The sequence below is a fragment of the Rhodococcus sp. 2G genome, assembly GCF_001886355.1.
In the GTDB taxonomy this organism is placed as follows: Bacteria; Actinomycetota; Actinomycetes; order Mycobacteriales; family Mycobacteriaceae; genus Rhodococcus; species Rhodococcus pyridinivorans.
Window position 1 is genome coordinate 4,405,295 of sequence record NZ_CP018063.1, and the last position, 18,261, is coordinate 4,423,555.

At 65.9% G+C, this 18,261-nt stretch carries 16 protein-coding genes and 3 pseudogenes; 6 read left to right on the plus strand and 13 right to left on the minus strand.

Annotation, left to right across the window (positions count from 1 at the left end):
- The first annotated feature begins 18 nt into the window (after positions 1 to 18).
- Entirely contained in the window at positions 19 to 240 is a 222-nt protein-coding gene (locus BO226_RS20930) for an RNA-binding S4 domain-containing protein (RefSeq protein ID WP_006553353.1), read from the plus strand.
- Positions 241 to 266: 26 nt separating this feature from the next.
- On the opposite strand, the gene rraA is transcribed toward BO226_RS20930, so the two are convergent.
- The 3 genes from rraA to BO226_RS20945 are packed head-to-tail and all read right to left on the minus strand — an operon-like array spanning position 267 to position 3,049.
- The gene (gene rraA, locus BO226_RS20935) at positions 267 to 755 is read right to left on the minus strand and encodes a ribonuclease E activity regulator RraA (RefSeq protein ID WP_024102609.1); all 489 of its coding nucleotides are present in this window, start codon (positions 753 to 755) and stop codon (positions 267 to 269) included.
- Between the two features lie 47 nt (positions 756 to 802).
- Positions 803 to 1,186, minus strand: coding sequence for a DUF5313 family protein (locus tag BO226_RS20940; protein WP_006553356.1), 384 nt, complete (start codon positions 1,184 to 1,186; stop codon positions 803 to 805).
- Positions 1,187 to 1,204: 18 nt separating this feature from the next.
- The gene (locus BO226_RS20945) at positions 1,205 to 3,049 is read right to left on the minus strand and encodes an AMP-dependent synthetase/ligase (RefSeq protein ID WP_064255998.1); all 1,845 of its coding nucleotides are present in this window, start codon (positions 3,047 to 3,049) and stop codon (positions 1,205 to 1,207) included.
- 67 nt (positions 3,050 to 3,116) lie between these two features.
- Here BO226_RS20945 and BO226_RS20950 point away from each other — a divergent pair, with 67 nt between their 5' ends.
- Both BO226_RS20950 and BO226_RS20955 read left to right on the plus strand, forming a co-directional pair.
- Positions 3,117 to 3,500 carry an ArsR/SmtB family transcription factor gene (locus tag BO226_RS20950; RefSeq protein WP_006553358.1) on the plus strand — a complete coding sequence of 128 codons (384 nt, stop codon included), beginning with the start codon at positions 3,117 to 3,119 and terminating at the stop codon, positions 3,498 to 3,500.
- On the plus strand, positions 3,497 to 4,123 hold the full coding sequence (locus tag BO226_RS20955; RefSeq protein ID WP_064255997.1) for an SRPBCC family protein: 627 nt from the start codon (positions 3,497 to 3,499) through the stop codon (positions 4,121 to 4,123). Before BO226_RS20950 ends, BO226_RS20955 begins: the two co-directional genes overlap by 4 nt.
- A gap of 33 nt (positions 4,124 to 4,156) precedes the next feature.
- On the opposite strand, the gene BO226_RS26805 is transcribed toward BO226_RS20955, so the two are convergent.
- The gene (locus BO226_RS26805) at positions 4,157 to 4,294 is read right to left on the minus strand and encodes a hypothetical protein (RefSeq protein WP_197481819.1); all 138 of its coding nucleotides are present in this window, start codon (positions 4,292 to 4,294) and stop codon (positions 4,157 to 4,159) included.
- Positions 4,295 to 4,624: 330 nt separating this feature from the next.
- Here BO226_RS26805 and BO226_RS20965 point away from each other — a divergent pair, with 330 nt between their 5' ends.
- On the plus strand, positions 4,625 to 5,356 hold the full coding sequence (locus BO226_RS20965; protein ID WP_064255995.1) for a GAF and ANTAR domain-containing protein: 732 nt from the start codon (positions 4,625 to 4,627) through the stop codon (positions 5,354 to 5,356).
- A gap of 65 nt (positions 5,357 to 5,421) precedes the next feature.
- Positions 5,422 to 6,567, plus strand: a pseudogene (locus BO226_RS20970) (succinic semialdehyde dehydrogenase); the annotation flags it as partial.
- Between the two features lie 52 nt (positions 6,568 to 6,619).
- On the opposite strand, the pseudogene BO226_RS20975 reads toward BO226_RS20970, so the two are convergent.
- From BO226_RS20975 to BO226_RS20990, 4 genes and pseudogenes are all read right to left on the minus strand, one after another.
- Positions 6,620 to 6,859: pseudogene (locus BO226_RS20975) on the minus strand (transposase); the annotation flags it as partial.
- A gap of 47 nt (positions 6,860 to 6,906) precedes the next feature.
- The gene (locus BO226_RS20980; protein ID WP_064257806.1) at positions 6,907 to 8,862 is read right to left on the minus strand and encodes a tyrosine-type recombinase/integrase; all 1,956 of its coding nucleotides are present in this window, start codon (positions 8,860 to 8,862) and stop codon (positions 6,907 to 6,909) included.
- Positions 8,859 to 9,914 carry a tyrosine-type recombinase/integrase gene (locus tag BO226_RS20985; RefSeq protein WP_064257805.1) on the minus strand — a complete coding sequence of 352 codons (1,056 nt, stop codon included), beginning with the start codon at positions 9,912 to 9,914 and terminating at the stop codon, positions 8,859 to 8,861. The genes BO226_RS20980 and BO226_RS20985 overlap by 4 nt, the downstream gene beginning before the upstream one ends.
- A gap of 116 nt (positions 9,915 to 10,030) precedes the next feature.
- Positions 10,031 to 11,047 (minus strand): annotated as a pseudogene (locus BO226_RS20990) (IS256 family transposase); the annotation flags it as partial.
- A gap of 410 nt (positions 11,048 to 11,457) precedes the next feature.
- On the opposite strand from BO226_RS20990, the gene BO226_RS20995 reads away from it, so the two are divergent.
- Positions 11,458 to 12,798, plus strand: a complete 1,341-nt coding sequence (locus BO226_RS20995; RefSeq protein ID WP_156895304.1) for a hypothetical protein — start codon at positions 11,458 to 11,460, stop codon at positions 12,796 to 12,798.
- A 283-nt stretch (positions 12,799 to 13,081) separates the two neighbouring features.
- Here the strand turns inward: BO226_RS20995 and BO226_RS21000 are convergent, their stop codons facing one another.
- Genes BO226_RS21000 through BO226_RS21020 form a run of 5 tightly spaced genes read right to left on the minus strand, consistent with a single transcriptional unit; the run spans position 13,082 to position 18,253 of the window.
- Entirely contained in the window at positions 13,082 to 13,840 is a 759-nt protein-coding gene (locus BO226_RS21000) for a 3-hydroxyacyl-CoA dehydrogenase (RefSeq protein WP_064257253.1), read from the minus strand.
- Positions 13,841 to 13,878: 38 nt separating this feature from the next.
- Positions 13,879 to 15,033 carry an acetyl-CoA C-acetyltransferase gene (locus BO226_RS21005; protein WP_064257254.1) on the minus strand — a complete coding sequence of 385 codons (1,155 nt, stop codon included), beginning with the start codon at positions 15,031 to 15,033 and terminating at the stop codon, positions 13,879 to 13,881.
- 29 nt (positions 15,034 to 15,062) lie between these two features.
- Positions 15,063 to 15,542, minus strand: a complete 480-nt coding sequence (locus BO226_RS21010; RefSeq protein ID WP_071935982.1) for a MaoC/PaaZ C-terminal domain-containing protein — start codon at positions 15,540 to 15,542, stop codon at positions 15,063 to 15,065.
- On the minus strand, positions 15,539 to 17,059 hold the full coding sequence (locus tag BO226_RS21015; protein ID WP_064257255.1) for a class I adenylate-forming enzyme family protein: 1,521 nt from the start codon (positions 17,057 to 17,059) through the stop codon (positions 15,539 to 15,541). Before BO226_RS21015 ends, BO226_RS21010 begins: the two co-directional genes overlap by 4 nt.
- A gap of 33 nt (positions 17,060 to 17,092) precedes the next feature.
- Positions 17,093 to 18,253 (minus strand): acyl-CoA dehydrogenase family protein, encoded by a 1,161-nt coding sequence (locus tag BO226_RS21020; RefSeq protein ID WP_064257256.1) that lies wholly within the window; start codon positions 18,251 to 18,253, stop codon positions 17,093 to 17,095.
- Positions 18,254 to 18,261: the final 8 nt, after the last annotated feature.

Here is an 18,261-nt window from a genome sequence, read left to right on the forward strand (position 1 = left end):
TCGGGGACAATGGGTGCCATGTCCGACGCATTCGATGTACCGATCCGTGACGAGTCGATCCGGCTCGGTCAGTTCCTCAAGCTCGCAAGCCTCATCGAGTCGGGTGCGGAGGCCAAGGAAGTGATCGCCGACGGCCTGGTGTCGGTCAACGGTGAGGTGGAGGTGCGTCGCGGCCGTCAGCTGAAGGTGGGCGACGTGGTGGAGATCGCCGGGGCGAGCGCGCGGGTCGCGCACGAATAAGCGGGTCGACCCGCGCGCTCGGCTGATCAGTTCTCGACGCGGACGACGACGCCGTCGGAGTCGCTGTAGACGATCTCGCCCGGGTTGAACGTCACGCCGCCGATCTCGACGGGCACGTTCTTCTCGCCGGAGCCGGTCTGGGTGCTCTTGCGCGGGTTGGTGCCGAGGGCCTTGATGCCGATGTCGAGTGTGCGCAGGATGGCGGAGTCGCGGACCGCGCCGTTGACGATGACCCCGGCCCAGCCGTTGTCGACACCGCGACCGGCGATGATGTCACCGACGAGCGCGGTGTGGATGCTGCCACCGCCGTCGACGACGAGCACGCCGCCGTTGCCCGGCTCGGAGAGGGTCTGCTTGACGAGCAGGTTGTCCTGGTAGCAGCGGATGGTGGTGATGGGGCCGACGAACTCGGTGCGGCCGCCGAACTGGATGAACTGCGTGTCGCAGCTGCGGATGTCCGGGCCGATCTCGTCGGCGAGGTCTGCTGTGGCTGTGAAGGCAGGGGTGTCACTCATGGTGCGAGGATAAGCGGACACGCTGCCCCGCACCGTGGGAGGTCCGGTCAGGACGCGCGACCGAAACGGCGTTCGTAGTCCTCTCGTTCGCGGGCGGCGCGGGCGCGTGCCTTCGCGCTGAGCAGTTCCGGATCGAGACCGTGCTGCTGGAGGCGGTGCCGCTGCCAGATGGGCATCAACGCCACCGAGAAGTAGACCCATGGCAGCAGCAGCAACAGCATCATCGCGATCGGGATCCACACCGGCCCCGGGATCAGCAGGAACAGCAGGAGCAGCGGGATGATCGGCAGGTTCCATCGCAGCAGGTAGCGGCGTGTTCCGCCGGGGCCCAGGACGTCGTCGCGTACCCACTCCCGCATCTCGGGCGGTAGCGCGCGACCGAACATGTAGCCGATCCGCTGCAGGAAATTCGGTCGTGCACTACTCATCATGAGACCCAGGATAGGCCGTCACCCTTCGTAGAGGCCTGCCAGCCTGTCGGCGAAGTTGTCGACGACGACCTTCCTGCGCAGCTTCATGCTCGGCGTCAGATCACCCGATTCGACCGACAGTTCACGCTCGATGATCGTGAACTTCTTGATCTGCTCCCACCGGTTGAGCTGCAGGTTCAGCTCGTCGATGTATCCGGAGATCAGATCGTGGGTCTTGTCGTGCCGTGTGATGTCCTCGAACGATCCGCTCACACCGTTCTTGTTCGCCCACTCGCCGACGGATTCCGGATCGAGCGCCACCAGCGCCACGCAGTAGGGCTTGCCCTCGCCGTAGACGACGATCTCCGACGCGTACGGGCACATGCCTTTGAAGGTCGCTGCCAGCGACGACGGGGCGACGTACTTGCCCTGCGACGTCTTGAACATGTCCTTTTTGCGGTCGGTGATGCGCAGGTAGCCCTCGTCGTCGAGGCTGCCGATGTCGCCGGTGTGGAACCATCCGTCGTCGGAGAGCGACTCGGCGGTCGCGTCGGGCCGGTTGTGGTAGCCGGTCATCACACCGGGGCCGCGGACGAGCACCTCGCCGTCCTCCGCGATGCGGACCTCCGTGCCCGGGACGGGCCAGCCGACCGTGCCGATGCGGTTGGCGTAGGGACGGTTGACGAACGTCGCGGCAGAGGTCTCGGTGAGTCCGTAACCCTCGAGGACGGGGATGCCGACGGCGTCGAACCATTCGCCGACCTCGGGGTTGAGCGCCGCCGAACCGGAGATGAAGAACCGCAGGTGACCGCCGAAGCGTTCGCGGATGGTGGAGAAGACCAGCTTGTCGGCGAGGCCGTGCTGCAGTTTGTCCAGCAGTCCGGGCGACCTGCCGGCCTGCTTCGCCTTCGACACCTTCCGGCCCACGCCTACGGCCCAGTCGAAGATCTTCTTCTTGGCGCCGCCTTCCTCCTCCATCATTCCCTCGACGCGCGCGTGGGCCTTCTCGAAGATGCGCGGGGCCGCACCCATGAAGGTCGGGCGGACCACCGCGAGGTTCTCGACGATCTTGTCGACACGTCCGTCCACCGCGGTGGGGAAGCCGATCTGCAGAGGGAGGGTGAGCAGCACCTTGCCGAAGACGTGCGACAGCGGCAGCCACAGATACTGCAGGTCGTCGGAGCTGAGCATGTGCAGCGCGTCGATGGCGGCGGCCTCGTAGGTCCACGCCGAGTGCGGCAGGCGCACGCCCTTCGGCTTGCCGGTGGTACCCGAGGTGTAGATGAGGGTGGCCAGGTGCTCGGCCCTGATGCTGTGGATGCGGTTGAGCACCGCTCCGGAATCCTCGGCGAGCAGGCCGCGGCCCAGGTCGGCGAGCTCGTCGAAATTGATGACCCAATCACCGTCGCCGGTGCCCTCGACGACCACGACCTTCGCCACCTCGGGCAGATCGCTGCGGTGGCTCACGAGCTTCTCGACCTGCCCGGCGTCCTCGGCGATGACGATCCGGCTGCCGGAGTCGGCGACGATGAACGCGACGTCGTCGGCGTGGGTGGTGGGGTAGACGGTGGTGGTCGCGGCGCCCGCGCACATGACGGCGAGGTCGCCGAGCACCCATTCGTAGCGGGTGGACGACGCGAGGGCCACGCGGTCCTCGGCCTCGATACCCAGGGAGATCAAGCCGGCCGCGAGCAGTCGTACCCGATCCCCGGTCTGTTCCCAGGTGACCGACGTCCAGCCGTCCTTCCCGTCGGGGTAGCGGAAGGCCTCGGCGTCGGGTGTGGCGGCCACTCGATCGAGCAACAGGCGGGCGACCGAGGGGGCCCGTTCGTCGATGACCGCTCGGTCGACCTTTTCCTCGGAGACGCGCGTCGTTGTCGTCATATGTCGCAGTCTAGGTAGCGGAACCGTCCTTCTGGTGAATATAAGTAGGAACTTATATAGTTGGTCCATGCACGGGTTCGAGGTCCTCGCAGATCCGGTTCGCCGCCGCATTCTCGAACTGCTCGCGGGCGGTCCGCAGGTGGCCGGTGAAATCGTCGCGGCGATCGGCCGGGAGTTCTCGATCTCCCAGCCGGCGGTCTCGCAACATCTCAAGATCCTGCGCGACCAGCGGTTCGCCGCCGTCCACAAGGACGGCACCCGCCGCTACTACGAACTCGATCCCGAGGTCCTCGTCGAACTCGAGGACTGGCTCGCGGGTCTGCATACGCCGGTATTCGCGGCGCTGGACGCCCTGGAGACCGAGATCGCGCGCGGCAAGCGTGAGCGGCGGAGCCGCGACGCCGTCCCGCCCGCGCTCCCTGCTTCCGACGAGAGAAGGAAATCCTCATGAAGAACGTGATCACGAGCAACGAGACGAGTCGCCGCACGGTCGGTCGTCGCACCGTCGAGGGCCACGAGGCCAAGGTCGTCACGATCTCGCGCAGCTACCGCACGAGCGCCGAGGACCTGTGGGAGGCGTGCACCGACCCGCAGCGCATCCCCCGCTGGTTCCTGCCCGTCGAGGGCGACCTCGAGGTCGGTGGCCGGTACCAGCTCCAGGGCAACGCCGGCGGTGAGATCCTCACCTGCGAACCGCCCCGGACGTTCAGGGCCACCTGGGAATTCGCTGGTCGCATGAGCTGGATCGAGGTGTCGGTCCTGCCCGAACCGGGAGACCGGGCGCGCCTGGAACTGACGCACATCGCCTACCCCGACGAGCACTGGGAGCAGTACGGTCCGGGCGCAGTCGGTATCGGCTGGGACCAGGCGCTTCTCGGACTCGGACTGCACATCGAATCGGGAGAAACGGTGGATCCGAAGGAATTCGAGACCTGGTCGATGTCCGAGGAAGGTCTGCAGTTCGTCCGCGACAGCAGCGAAGGCTGGTGCGAGGCCGACATCGCCGCGGGCGAGGACCCCGAACAGGCACGCGCAGCCGCCGAGCGGACGAGTGCGTTCTACACGGGCGAATAGAACGGGCTCAGGCTGCGTCTCCGACGCACGGGGTCAGGCCGGGGCTCCGACGCCGATCACGTCGAGGTCGTGGCCGATGACGAGGCGCCCGTCGAATCCGGCGCCGCATCCTTCCCAGGTGGAATCGGGCCGATCGCCCGGGACCATGTGCGAGAGCACCAGGGTTCCCACGCCGGCTTCCTGGGCGATCGGGCCGATCCTCGATGAGGGTGGCGTGCCGGATCTGCTCGGCGTCCATGACGGCGGGGGACGTCCTCGGCCTGCTGTTCGATCGTGGGCACGTGGTCGACGGGATCGGAGAGCCCGAAACCGCGGCGCTGGAAACAGACCATCGCGGGGTAGATACCGGGTCACCGGCGGATCCATCAGTCCAGACTATCGGGGTAGAAATGGAAGAGGTCGTGTTCCGATGAGGAGGACGGCGGTGTAGAGCTCGCTGAATCGGGCAATACGGTCGTCGGATCCGCGGGGTTGCGAACTCGGTGGAGAAGGGATGAACCCATGACACATGCGTCGGAAGCGGGCGATCTCGGGCGGCGTATGGCCCAGCTCGCTCGCGGCTTCTACCATCCGGCCGATCTCGACGAGACCCTGCGCGGCGTGACCGCGGCCGCGGTCGAACTGGTGGAGGGGGCCGACTGCGCCGACGTCCTCATCGTGACCGGAGGGAAGCATTTCCGCTCTCTCGCCGCGACGTCGGAACTCGCCGAACATCTCGACGACGTCCAGGAACAGTTCGGGGAAGGTCCGTGCCTCGATGCGAGCTTCAAATATCTCGTGGTGCGCTCCGAAGACCTGCGGACGGAGACCCGCTGGCCGCGTTTCGCGAAGGCCGCGGTGGACGCGGGTGTGCTCAGTGCCTTGTCGTTCCAGCTGTATCTCGATCAGGAGAGCATGGGAGCGCTGAACATGTTCTCTGCGAAAGCCGAGGCGTTCGGTCCTCCGGCGGAGGCGACCGCCGAGGTCCTGGCCGCTCATGCCGCGATGGCGATGAGCGCGGCCCGCAGTCGGGGACAGTTCGCGTCCGCCCTGGCGACCCGCGACATCATCGGGCAGGCCAAGGGCATGATCATGGAGCGTTTCGGTATCGATGCCGTTGCGGCCTTCGAACTGTTGCGCCGGCTCTCGCAGGACAGCAACGTCCCTCTCGCGGAGGTCGCTCAGGGGATCGTCGAAGCAGGTCCCGAGCGACGCGACGATCGGGAGACGGGCCTCGACGCCACGCCTGTGTGACAGCACACACGCACCCGGGTAGGTTTAGTGAAACTGCAAGTACTACTCACCGGTAGGGGTGCAACATGCCAGCTCCGAGCGCTGCGACCTTCCAGCGTCTTGCCGACCTCATCGCGATCCCCGACGCCGCCGAGCGGACCACCCGCCCCGTCGTCGAGGCGTTCACCGGCCGGCAGCTGGCCACCGTGCCGGTCGGCACGGCCGATGACGCGAAGGCCGCGATCGACCGGGCCCGCACCGCGCAGGTCGCGTGGGCGAAGCTGCCCGTCGAGAAGCGCGCCGCGATCATGCACCGCTACCGCGAGCTCGTGCTGTCCCGACGCGAGCAGCTCATGGACATGGCGCAGGCCGAGACCGGCAAGTCCCGTGTCTCCGCGCAGGAAGAGGTGCTCGACATCTCGATGACCGCGCGGTTCTACGCGCGCGTCGCACCGAAGCTCCTGCGCCCCCGCAAGGCCACGGGCATGCTGCCGGTCCTGACGAAGACCACCGTCCTGCACCATCCCAAGGGCGTCGTCGGCGTGATCGCGCCGTGGAACTACCCGATGACGCTGGCCGTCTCCGACGCGATCCCCGCCCTGCTCGCCGGCAACAGCGTGGTGCTCAAGCCCGACAGCCAGACGCCCTACTGCGCGCTCGCCGTCGTCGAACTCCTCTACGAGGCCGGGGTCCCCCGCGACGTCTTCGCCGTGGTCACCGGTCCCGGCACCGTGGTAGGCACCGCGATCGTCGAGAGCACCGACTACCTGATGTTCACGGGTTCGTCGGAGACGGGACGTCTGCTCGCCGAGCAGGCCGGCCGGCGCCTGATCGGGTTCTCCGCCGAACTCGGCGGCAAGAACCCCATGATCGTCACCTCCGGGGTGAACCTGCGCGAGGTCACCGACGCCGCCGTGCGGGCATGCTTCTCGAACTCCGGGCAGCTGTGCATCTCGATCGAGCGGATCTACGTCGAGAAGTCGATCGCCCCCGAGTTCATCCGGATGTTCGGGGCACGGGTGCGCGAGATGTCGCTCGGTCCCGACTACGACTTCGGTACCGAGATGGGCTGCCTCATCAGCGAGAGCCAGGTCAAGACGGTGACCCGGCACATCGAGGACGCCGTCGCCAAGGGCGCGACCGTCGTCGCCGGCGGGAAGACGCGGCCCGACCTCGGACCGCTGTTCTTCGAACCCACCGTGCTCACCGACGTGCCCGAGGACGCCGAGTGCTAGGTCAAGCCCCTGGTAGTGGTGTAACTCGTTTTTGATCCTTCGTTGGTGGTCAGGCGGGTAGTTGCATCAGTTCATCGGTGCTCACCTCCGTCGCCTGGCTGGTGTCGGTGTTGGTGGTCAGGGTGAGCCGGCAGCGGCTGAGCACTTCTAGGCCGAGGTATCGGCGGCCTTCGGCCCATTCGTCGGTCTGCTCGGCCAGGACGGCGCCGATGAGGCGGACGATGGCATCCCGGTTGGGGAAGATGCCCACGACGTCGGTGCGGCGGCGGATCTCGCGGTTGAGCCGCTCGGTTATCCGGCCCTCAGGGATGAGATCAACCCTGATCTCACATCGAATCAGCGATCGAGACGCTGCAAGTGGTCGGTCAACGCCTCAGCGACACGATGATGCCGGGCAGCTTCATCGGGCCATCCACGGTCACGAGCATCGACCTCGAGAGCCTGGATGTCGGTGCGTTGCGCCTCGAGCGCGCCGCGGAACTCAGGTCCGGTGACGAAGTTGTCGCAGGTCTCGCAGATGTTGGCATAGGGACACGCACCCGCGCTCTCGTGACGGGAACAGTAACCGTGGGCAACACGCGTTTTGAGCATCTCACTGCCGAGCCAACTCACCGCGTCGGGGACGATCGGTTTGCCGACCGGAGTGAGCGTGAACCGCCGCCGCATCTTGCCCATCGCCTGGTCATAGGCATCCCGCAACGTCGGTGAAGCCAAAGTGGCGTAACGCAAAGTCATCTGCGGAGTGACATGCCCGAGCAACGCCATCAACGCCTGCAGGCTCATCCCGGCGTTGGCGAGTTCGGTGGCCCAAGTATGCCGCAGCTGATGCGGGGTCACCACCAACGGCGCACCCCCGGCCCCACGCAGTCCGCAAGCCTCGACGGCAGCGAGCAGACCGTTGCGCAGCCGGGTCTGGCTGAGACGGCGGCCGTGTGCGACGAACAGGAAATCGGTCAACTCTCCGGTGCGGGGATGCGGCAATGGCCGACAGATACCACGCCCGCCGGTCCACTCGTCCAACGCGGCGATAGTGGTCGCCGAGAGCGGGACCATGCGTTCGGTGGCGAGCTTGCCCAACGGAACCTTGAGCCAGGTCCCGGCCGGGCCGTAATCGATGACGCTGCCGAGCTCGAGATCCAGTAGCTCCCCGACCCGCAGACCGGCTCCGCGCAGCACCGTCAACCCGATACGAGCGAACGAATCATCCAGCTGGGAAACCGCATTCATCACCGCAGCATCGATGTCGGGCGGCAATGCCCGCGGAAGCGGTTGGTCGAGTTTCGGGACGTCGGCGGCGAAGACCAGACGGCGCGGTGGGGCCTGCTCCCAGCCCCATTCGGTGATGTCCTCGAGCAGGTTGCGCACGCTCAGTACCGTCGATTGGATCACGGCCTTGGAGATGATGCGCCCGGCCCCGGCAGCGGCGCGTTGCCCACGCCAGGTGCGGGTGCGATTCCAGACGAGGAAGCCCTCGATGTGACTGCGGTCGAGATCCTCGAGGGAGGTGACCTCGGGATGGTTGGTGGTGAGGTAGTCCGCGAACGGCAGCAGGTCGTTGATCAGCGATTCGGCCGATTTCGGGCGGAGCACCGATGCCCGGACGGTGACGTAACGCAACAGGGCCTCGCGGATCGGATCGGCCATCGGGGCGTCGGCGAAGCGTTGGGCGTAGGTGCGGGCCCACGGTCGGCGCCGTGGTGGGGTGTCGACGATGCGGGCCTGAAACAGCATTTGTCGCAGTCCCGCGATACGGTTGCGGTAGGCGCGTTTCGATGTATCCGGGATTGACTGTGTGGCAGCCAATGCGGCGTCGAACTCGCCGACGGTCTCGGCGCTCACACCGCTGACGGAACCGCCGTGCCAGGCGAGCAGCACCGCCAGGCACTCGCCGAGGACGGTCTCGACCCATTGCGGTGTCCACCCCAAAACCAGGCCGGCGGCCCGGACCGCGGCGAACCCGTCCGGGTCGCGGTCCTCGACGGCCCGGCCGAGTCCGGTGAGGTTCTTGACGGCCGCGAGTTCGAGGTCGAGCCGCAGGTTGCCGCGTCCGATGAGGTGACACAGCAGTGGCCAGGCCCCGGTGCGGCGTAGTTCGGCCAGCCGGTCGGCAGCGGGTCGGGTCATCCAGTCCCGCAAGTCCGGATGCGTGGTGAGGAAGGTGGTCGCGATGAGGGTGCGAGCGCGCACCGACCTGTCGCTGAGCCCGAGGCTGGCGACGTGCTCGAGGTAGTCGGTGAGCACCGCACCCGGTCCGGCCGGCAGGACGACCGTCGCAACCACCGCGGTGCTCATTGTCGTGTTCCGGCGAGACTGGCGCGGGCCGCGCCGTATTCGGCGGCGAGCTGCTCGACCGACAAATGCACATATTCGGCAGTGGTGTCCGGAGACACATGCCCCATCAATTCTCGCAGCACCATCAGATCGATTCCGGCGGCAGCGAGTTCGGTGCCGTAGGTGTGGCGCAATCGGTGCGGACGCACCCTCGTCGCACCGGAGAGGTCCCGGTGCCGCCGGAACAGCGACCGCAGTCCCGCCTCGGTCACCGGCGCCCCCGCGGTGGGGCCGCGCAGCACCACGAAACACTCCTCGGTCGCCAACCCCGGTGGCCGTTCGAGGCGCAGATAGGCCGACAGTTCGGTGAAGAACACCGCATCGACCGGCACCACCCGTTCCTTGCAGCCTTTGCCGAGCACCCGGAGTCGTCGCTGGCCGAAATCGACGTCTGCCAACCGCAGGGATCGCACCTCGGCGTTGCGCAGCCCGCCGAACAGCATCGCCCACAACATCGCTCGATCCCGATGGGTGCGCAGCGACGCCGCAAACTGCTCGATCGCGTCGGCGTCGAGGGACTCGGGCAGTAGCCGCGGTTGGCGTACCAGCCTGCCTCCGGCTCGGGGTCGGCCCGGCCCGAGGTGTCCGAGCAGTCCTCGCGCTGGTGGTCGCAGTCCCTGTCCGCGCCGCGGTGAGGGCACCGGATTTTCGGTGCGTATCCCGGTCATCACCAGGTATTCGAACAATGCGCGTATCGCCGCGACTCGTCGGTTGATCGTCGATGCCGCAGTGCCCCGATCACCTCGTGTCGCCATGCCTGGGCGGGGTTTGCGGTGCACGTTCTGCCAGTCGACCCACTCGAACACCGTCACCGGCGTCACCGCAGCCACCGTGAGGTCGCGATCGAGCAGGAATCGGGCCAGATTGAGCACGTCGAACGCATATGCCCGCACCGTTGCCGAACTGAATCCGCGTCCGGCCAGATGCGTCAGGAACGCGTTTGCTGCTGCGCATCCTTCCCATTGGCCGTCGATCACATGCCCGTTGCTGCTGATGCGCACCCGAACGGTCATTGTCCGCCGCCTTTCGATCGGAGCCGACACCGCCAGCATGCGCCTCAACCGGTCGTCGGCTCAGGACCTCACGCTGCAACCGTGATCGTGTCGTGGGAGGGCCGGTTAACCGATATGGGGTTGTTGGACCAGATCTGTCGCCACACGTCGTCGGGAAATGCGGTGAAGGCGAGCAGGTCTTCGCGGGCGTCGCCGAGGTGGTCGGCGACCTCGGGCAGCCGGTGCTCGGCGTACTCCAGCAGCCGGTCGAATTGCGCGTTGACCGCCTCCGCGGTGGGCTGGTCGTAGACGCTGTGCAGCATCGCCTTCACGGCCGGCCACATGGACTTGGGGCACACGGCCATGAGGTTCGCCGAGTAGTGGGTGCGGCAGCGTTGCCACGCGGCGCCGGGCAGGTTCGCCGCGATCGCCTCGATGAGCCCGGCGTGGGCATCGGAGGTCACCAGCCGCACCCCGCCCAGGCCGCGGGCAACCAGGTCGGCGAAGAAGGTGTTCCACGAGGCCGTGGTCTCACTGGTGGCGACCTGTATGCCCAGCACCTCGCGGTGGCCGTCGCCGTTGACGCCGGTGGCCAGCAGCACGGAAGCCTTGACGACCTGCTTGTTCTCGCGGACCTTGATCGTCAACGCATCGGCGGTGACGAAGGTGAACGGCCCGGCCTCGTCCAGGCGGCGGTGCCGGAACGCGGCGACCTGCTCGTCCAGGTCCTGGGCCATGCGTGAGACCTGCGACTTGGACAGCGAGTCGATACCCAGGGTCTTGACCAGCTTGTCCATCCGGCGGGTAGACACCCCGGCCAGATAGCAGTCGGCTACGACGGTGATCAGCGCGGACTCGGCTCGCTTGCGGCGCTCGAGCAGCCACTCGGGGAAGTAGCTGCCCGAGCGCAGCTTCGGGACGGCGACGTCGACGGTGCCGACCCGGGTATCCAGGGGCCGGTGGCGGTAGCCGTTGCGGTGGTTGGTGCGCTGTTCCGAGCGGGCGTTCCACTCGGCGCCGCACACGGCGTCGGCATCGGCGGAGAGCAATGCGTTGATCATGGTCTGCAGTAGCTCGCGCATCAGATCCGGCGACGCGTCGGCGAGGGCTTGGCCAAGCAGGCCTGCAGGGTCGACAATATGAGGTGCGGTCATCGTGATGACTCCGTTCGAGGATTCGGTAGAAGGTTGACTCGAAGGATCACACGGTGGCCGCTCTACACCCGTGCACAACACGGAATCGCAGACGATCTCGGCCACCGAGTTACACCACTCTATGGGGCACTACTCTCCTTAAAGACGCTGCAGAAGCAGACGCCGACCTTTTTGTGGTAATAACAACCAGACCCCAAGGATATTCGAACGAATTCGGAAACTCTGAATTCGATGACGTCTCCCTTGAGGAACTACCCACCAAAACCGCCCTTGAGTATGCGAAGCGACTAATCGAACTCCGCCACGCCAGCGATCCAGACCACCAGGAAGATATTTACCAACGAGTCGTTCGATCGGCCGAACAGCCCCTGACCGCCAGACTAATGAGAACACCGCTGCAAGTCACCATAATGACCCTGCTGTCGGAGATCGATCGTCGTGCCCCGCAAACCCGCTACGGACTGTTCGACGCCTATTACGACACCATCTACAAGCGTGAGGCAAACAAGTTAGGAGGTACAGCAGAGCTCCTGAGTCGGCGTCGCGAAGACATCGACGCCATTCATGAGCGAATTGCTGTGCAGTTGCAGTGCCAAGAGGAAATTACTCCTGGAGCAGAGGCAACGATGTCGCGTACCGCAGTACGAGAGATCGCTATCTGCCGTCTTGAGATGGAAGGCAACACCAGAGTTGTTGCCGAGAGGATCGCGGAATCGATCATCAATGCAGCAACTGAACGGTTAGTGCTCTTGGTACCGAGAGAGGTCGCAAATATCGGCTTCGAAGTGCGTAGCCTTCAGGAGTATATGTGCGCTCGTGCAGTAGCTTCGGGTGACTCCACCGTGATGATTGAGCGCCTCCGTGTGGCACGGTTCTCTGCTCACTGGCGCAACGTCTGGCTGTTGTCCGTGGGCCGCATCTTCGCTACCCGGGACGAACTCCGACCTGCCGTTATCGAGCTTGTTCGCGAGATGCCCTCAACAGCAGAGCAGGTACTCGTGTCGACAGGCCAACAGCTTGCGATCGAATTGCTACATGACGGAATCTCGCTGAACTCGCCGAAGTACCGTACGCAACTCTTGGAGCATGCTCTGATGGTCTTCGACTATAATCCCGACTCGCTACGATACGAGCAGAACACGAGAATCTTCGGCGAGATGGCCAGCGAAGATCTCAAATACCGTCAGCGGATCGTTGAAGTACTGAAGCAACGACTCGATTATCGCTTGGCGGCAGTGGCGACAGCGTGGGGGACTGTACACGCCATCCGAAAGGACAAATCGAATGCCTTGCAGTCGTCGCTCAACCAGCTATGGTCCAAGGCACAGCGTGAGGAAATCGAGAACGCTATCCTGCATTCGTGGGTGAGCCATGGATATCCCATTGCCGACTCCATGCTTCTGCGTACTACCAATGTAGGCAGCCTCGGCGAGACGCTTCAGTCGATCCTCCCCGACAGTGGCGAGCTGCGACAGAGAATCTGCGAGGCACTTGGAGACATTGGCCTCGTCAATGTCGACCATCAAGACATAATTCTGCTAGCCGCCGACCCTCTCGCCCGAACCATTCGTTACCCACGCGGCGCGTACGAAATTGACGAGGTTGCTGAGGAACTCGCTCAGATGGCAATGGGGCTTTCCGCTGAATACTGCGGTGTTCGCGCCTACCTCGCGAACTACGCAGGTCGTTTCCTCTCTCGTCGCCCCGTCGCAAAAAATATGCTTGCGACGTTTGATTGGGTAGGTGGGTGATCTGCATATTCGTCCCTGGCCATGAAACGTTGACGTAAGGCCTGGTTACCGGCGTGCCGGATTCTTCGGTATCCGCGCTGCGGTGCTTCGTGGAGGGTGCAGCACGCGTCGGCGTCGCCTTGAGACGCCGACGCGTGCGCGAACGGGTGTGGTGGTCGCCCCTGGAATGCCTACGCCAACTCCACCGCAGGGCTCGCCCTGGTGCAGCGCATGCGTACGGTCGATACCGCCGTTGATCCGGTCCGGGGGCTCGGGTCGACGGTGGTACGGCTGGCGGTGAGTGTCAGCGTGGGGCCATGCGGATGGCCCCGTCGAGCCGGATGGTTTCGCCGTTGAGCATCGGATTGGTGATGATGGCCTCGACGAGTTGCGCGTATTCGGCGGGATTGCCGAGGCGGCTCGGGTGTGGGACTTGTGCTCCGAGGGTGGTGCGCACGTGCTCGGGCAGGGTGCCGAGCAAGGGTGTCAGAAACAGTCCGGGGGCGATGGTGTTCACCCGGATCTGCAGGGAGGCCAGGTCCCGGGCGATGGGCAGGGTGGCGCCGACGACGCCGCCTTTGGACGCGGAGTAGGCGGCTTGTCCGATTTGACCTTCGAACGCGGCGACGGAGGCGGTGTTGACGATGACGCCGCGTTCGCCGTGGATCGGCTCGTTCGTCGCCATGGCGTGAGCGGCGAGGCGGATGACGTTGAAGGTGCCGATCAAGTTGACGTCGATGATCTTTTTGAAGGCCGTGAGTGGGAAGGGTCCGTCCTTGCCGACCGTTTTGACGGCGTTGCCGATGCCGGCGCAGTTGACGGTGACGCGCAGGTTGTTCTCGGCGTTGGCGAGGTCAACGGCCGCGGTGACGGCGGTCTCGTCGGTGACGTCGGCGGGTACGAAGTGGACGGTGTCGCCGAGGGCGGTGAGCGCGTCGGTGTGCGCGGTGGGAAGGTCGAGGGCGACGACGCGCGCGCCGGCCTGGGCCAGGGCCGTGGTGGTGGCCAGTCCGAGTCCGGAGGCACCGCCGGTGACGAGCGCGGTGGTTCCTGCAATGTTCATGTCGGTCCTGTTCTCTGGTCGATGCGGTGTCGGTGGGGTCAGGAGATTCGTTCGATGATCGTGACGTTGGCCTGGCCGCCGCCTTCGCACATGGTCTGCAGTCCGTAGCGGCCGCCGGTGCGTTCGAGTTCGTGCAGGAGGGTGGTCATCAGCCGGGTGCCGGTGGCGCCGATCGGATGTCCGAGGGCGATTGCACCGCCGTTGGGGTTCACCCGCGCCGGATCGGCGTCGAGATCACGCATCCAGGCCAGGACCACCGGAGCGAAAGCCTCGTTGATTTCGATGACGTCCAGGTCGTCGATGCGCATCCCGGTCCTTTCCAAGGCCCGCTGTGTGGCGGGAATCGGAGCGGTGAGCATCAGGACCGGGTCTGCGCCGAGGACGGTCATGTGGTGGATGCGTGCGCGTGGGGTGAGGCCGTATCGGCGGACGGCATCGGAGGAGGCGATGAGCATTGCCGATGCTGCGTCGGAGATCTGGCTCGCCACAGCGGCGGTGAGCCTGCCCCCGGGAGTGAGGGGGCGCAGCGTCGCCATCTTCTCTACGGTGGTGTCTGGGCGTGGTCCCTCGTCGATCGTCACCCCGGCGAACGGGGTGATTTCGGCATCGAATCGGCCTGCAGCGATGGCATGCAGCGCCCGCCGGTGGCTTTGGAGGGCGAATTCCTCCATGGCGTCGCGGGCGATGTGCCACTGTTCGGCGATCAGCTCGGCGCCGCGGAACTGGGAGATCTCCGCGTCGCCGTATCGGGCGTGCCAGGTTGTCGCGCCGGAGTACAGGTCGGGGGACCCGTAGGCACTGCCGGCGTCGACGGCGGACAGGAGTGGGAACTGGCTCATTTTTTGCACCCCGCCGGCCACGATCAGATCGGCGGTGCCGCTCATCACGGCTTGGGCGGCGAAGTGCACTGCCTGTTGGGACGAGCCGCATTGTCGATCGAGTGTCACCCCGGGCACGGTCTCGGGCAGGCCCGCCGCGAGGGCGGCGGTGCGGGCGATGTCGCCGGCCTGTGCACCGATGTTGTCGAGACAGCCGAAGATGACGTCGTCGATTCCGGCGGGGTCGAGGTCGTGGCGCCGAACGAGGGTGGAGATGACGTGGGCGGCAAGGTCGACCGGGTGGGTGGCGGCGAAACCGCCGCCCCGCTTTCCGACCGGGGTTCGCACGGCGTCAACGATGTACGCCTCGAGCATCGAATTTCTCCTCGCGAAAACGTGGTGGGTCAGCGGGTGTGCGACCGGGTGTGGACGTAGGCGTCGACGGTCGCCGTCAGCACCGGCCGACCGTGGTGGCCGGTCAGTTCGGCCTCGAGGGTGGTGAGAGCGCGGTTCCGGACCTCGTCGAGGACGACGTTGTGGATGTGCACGGTGCCGGTGAGGGTGTCCCCGGGTCGTACCGGGCGCAGGAACCGGACTTCGCGCAGGGAGCGGCCGGCGATGACGTGCCAGTCGGAGAAGACGGTGTCGACGACGAGTTTCTGGTACACGGACAGGGTGTGCAGGCCACTGGCGATCAGCCCGCCGTAGGCACCGGCTTCGGCGGCGTCCTTGTCGACATGGAAGCGTTGAGGATCCCAGGTGGAGGCGAAGTCGATCAGCTCGTCTTCGGTGATCGTGTGTGCCCCCAGCCGATACGTCCGGCCGACCTCGAGATCTTCCCCGTACACGAGGGCCGATGCGCGAGCAGCGATGTCGGGCTTCACGATGCGCGCACCTGCTCACGCAGGATGTGTTTGAGGATCTTGCCCGACGGATTCCGCGGAATTTCCCGGAGGACGAGGTCGCGGGGGAGCTTGTAGTCGGAGACGTACTCGGCGGCGAACGTGCGGAGGGCGTCGAGCGTCACCGTGCGTCCTTCCGCAGGGGTGACCACGGCAACGATCGTCTCGCCGAACGTCTCGTCGGGGCGACTGACGATCGCGACGTCGCGTACGTCGGGATGGGCGGCAAGCGCGTTTTCCACTTCGACGGAGTACACGTTGCGGCCACCGGTGATGATCATGTCTTTGAGCCGGTCGACGATGGTGATGTACCCGTCTGCGTCGCGCACCGCCAGGTCGCCGCTGTGCAGCCAGCCGTTCCGGAGGGTTGCGGCGGTGGCTTCGGGGTTGTTCCAGTAGCCCTTCATGAGCGTCTCGCCGCGCACGATCATCTCCCCGGTCTCGCAGATGCCGACGTCGTTGCCGTCCGAGTCGACCAGCCGCACTTCGGCGTTGGTGATCGCCCAGCGGCCGGTCGCATCCGGACGGGCTTTGACCTCCTCGGGGGTGGAGTAGATGCCGGTAGGGCCGCCTTCGGTTTGTCCGCACAGTTGGAAAAAGCCGACGTGCGGCAGTGTCGTGACCAGCTTCGCGGCGGCGCTGGGCGGCATCGGTGCGGCACCGAAGAATCCGAGGCGCCACGCCGACAGGTCGCGGGTGGTGAGATCGGGCAGGGTGAGCATCATCTGGTACATCGTCGGCACCCCGAGGAACACGGTGATGCGATGCTTCTCCAGCGTGTCGGCGACGGCGGCGGGGTCGAAGGCCGGCAGGACGACGTGGGTGGTACCCATCGAGAACCCGGCGAGGACGAACAGGACGAGTTCGGCGCAGTGGTACATCGGTGCGACGTGGAGGTTGCGGTCGAACGAATTCATCCCCAGGGCGCTCATGGAGTGGCCCACCCACAGCATCCGGTGGTGGTCGAACAGCGCACCCTTCGGCACACCGGTGGTGCCGGAGGTGTAGATGATCATGCAGTCGTCGTCCTCGGCCACCTCGACCGCGGGCGGGTCGGCCGGCATGGTCGCCGCCAGCCGATTGATGTCGTCGAAGCCCGATGTTCCGTCGAGCGAGAGGATCCGGGTGCTCGACGGATCGTCCATCTGGGCCAGCCCGCGTACCGCCCCGGCGGTGTCGCCGCCGAACAGCAGCACCGAGGCGCCGGAGTCGGTGAGCAGGTAGTGCAGTTCGCGGGTTGTGACGCGGGGATTGAGGGGCACCGCGATCGCGCCCACCCGGTAGGCGGCATACATCGCCAGGAGGAACCGATCGGAGTTCGGTGAGAGCACGGCGACGCGATCGCCCTTGGTGATCTGCAACGACAGCAGTGCGTGGGCGTACCGGTCGATGTCGGCGTCGAGTTCCCGGTAGGTGCGTTCTCGGTCGCCGAAGACGAGCGCGATGCGGTCGGGATGCCGTCGGGCGTTGAGTGCGAGCTGCCCGGCAAGTGTTGCCATGGTGTGTTTTCCTCGAAGCAAGTGGGGCGGGGATTACAGGGAGCGGCTGATGAGCACTTTCATGATCTCGTTGGTGCCGCCGTAGATCTTCTGCACGCGCGCCGCCGCATACATCTGGGCGATGGGGTATTCCATCATGTAGCCGTAGCCCCCGAAGATCTGCAGGCAGCGGTCGATGATCTCGACCTGCTTGTCGGTGCCCCACAGTTTCGCCATCGACGCGGTCGCGGCGTCGAGGGTGCCGTCGAGATATCGCGCGATGCAGTGGTCCATCAATGCCTTGCCCGCCAGCACCTCGGTCTTGCATTCGGCGAGCACGAACTGGGTGTTCTGGAAGTCCAGGAGGGGCTTGCCGAACGCCCGGCGCTCCTTGGCGTACTTGACGGTCTCGATCACCGCGGCTTCGGCCATCGCCACCCCGGCGATCCCCAGGATCAGGCGTTCGCGGGGGAGCTGCTCCATGAGCTGGTAGAAGCCGCGGCCTTCGACTCCGCCGAGCAGGTTCTCTACCGGCACCCGCATGTCGGTGAACGACAACTCGCGGGTGTCCTGCCCGTGCTGGCCGATCTTGTGCAGCACCCGGCCACGCTCGAACCCGTCGAGTCCTCGGGTTTCGGCGACGAACAGGGAGATGCCGGTGGCGCCGGCCGACGGGTCGGTCTTGGCGACGATGACCAGTAGGTCGCAGTGGGTGGCGTTGGAGATGAATGTTTTCGAGCCGTTGACGACGTAGTGGTCGCCGTCGCGGATCGCGGTGGTGCGCACGGCCTGCAGGTCCGAGCCGGTGCCGGGTTCGGTCATGGCGACCCCGATGACCATCTCGCCGCTGGCCATCTTGGGGATCCAGCGCTTTTTCTGCTCGTCGGTGGCGTAGGCGGCGATGTAGTGCGCGACGATCGTCGAGTGCACGTTGAAGCCGAACGCGGTGTCGTGCGCGAGCGCGAGTTCCTGCTGGACGACAGCTTCGTGGCCGAAGTTGCCGCCGCCACCGCCGTACTGTTCGGGCAGGCCCAGGCACAGTAGGCCGGCATCGCCCGCCTTGGTCCAGAATTCGCGGTCCACGTGATGCTGCTGGGCCCAGCGTTCCTGGTGCGGGGTGGCTTCCTTGCGGAAGAATGCGGCGGCGTGCTTGCGCAGCAGCGCCTGATCGTCGCTCTCCCAGGGGGAGCGGTAGTCGGGGAACAACTCGCTCATGATCGTCT

Excerpts from the sequence above, each read along its gene's own strand:
- BO226_RS20965 (WP_064255995.1), top strand. The coding sequence starts at position 4,625 with ATGACACATGCGTCGGAAGCGGGCGATCTCGGGCGGCGTATGGCCCAG.
- BO226_RS20980 (WP_064257806.1), bottom strand. The coding sequence starts at position 8,862 with ATGAGCACCGCGGTGGTTGCGACGGTCGTCCTGCCGGCCGGACCGGGT.
- rraA (WP_024102609.1), bottom strand. The coding sequence starts at position 755 with ATGAGTGACACCCCTGCCTTCACAGCCACAGCAGACCTCGCCGACGAG.
- BO226_RS20985 (WP_064257805.1), bottom strand. The coding sequence starts at position 9,914 with ATGACCGTTCGGGTGCGCATCAGCAGCAACGGGCATGTGATCGACGGC.
- BO226_RS20950 (WP_006553358.1), top strand. The coding sequence starts at position 3,117 with ATGCACGGGTTCGAGGTCCTCGCAGATCCGGTTCGCCGCCGCATTCTC.
- BO226_RS20945 (WP_064255998.1), bottom strand. The coding sequence starts at position 3,049 with ATGACGACAACGACGCGCGTCTCCGAGGAAAAGGTCGACCGAGCGGTC.
- BO226_RS20995 (WP_156895304.1), top strand. The coding sequence starts at position 11,458 with ATGACCCTGCTGTCGGAGATCGATCGTCGTGCCCCGCAAACCCGCTAC.
- BO226_RS21005 (WP_064257254.1), bottom strand. The coding sequence starts at position 15,033 with ATGCTCGAGGCGTACATCGTTGACGCCGTGCGAACCCCGGTCGGAAAG.
- BO226_RS20940 (WP_006553356.1), bottom strand. The coding sequence starts at position 1,186 with ATGATGAGTAGTGCACGACCGAATTTCCTGCAGCGGATCGGCTACATG.
- BO226_RS21015 (WP_064257255.1), bottom strand. The coding sequence starts at position 17,059 with ATGGCAACACTTGCCGGGCAGCTCGCACTCAACGCCCGACGGCATCCC.
- BO226_RS21020 (WP_064257256.1), bottom strand. The coding sequence starts at position 18,253 with ATGAGCGAGTTGTTCCCCGACTACCGCTCCCCCTGGGAGAGCGACGAT.
- BO226_RS20955 (WP_064255997.1), top strand. The coding sequence starts at position 3,497 with ATGAAGAACGTGATCACGAGCAACGAGACGAGTCGCCGCACGGTCGGT.
- BO226_RS20930 (WP_006553353.1), top strand. The coding sequence starts at position 19 with ATGTCCGACGCATTCGATGTACCGATCCGTGACGAGTCGATCCGGCTC.
- BO226_RS21000 (WP_064257253.1), bottom strand. The coding sequence starts at position 13,840 with ATGAACATTGCAGGAACCACCGCGCTCGTCACCGGCGGTGCCTCCGGA.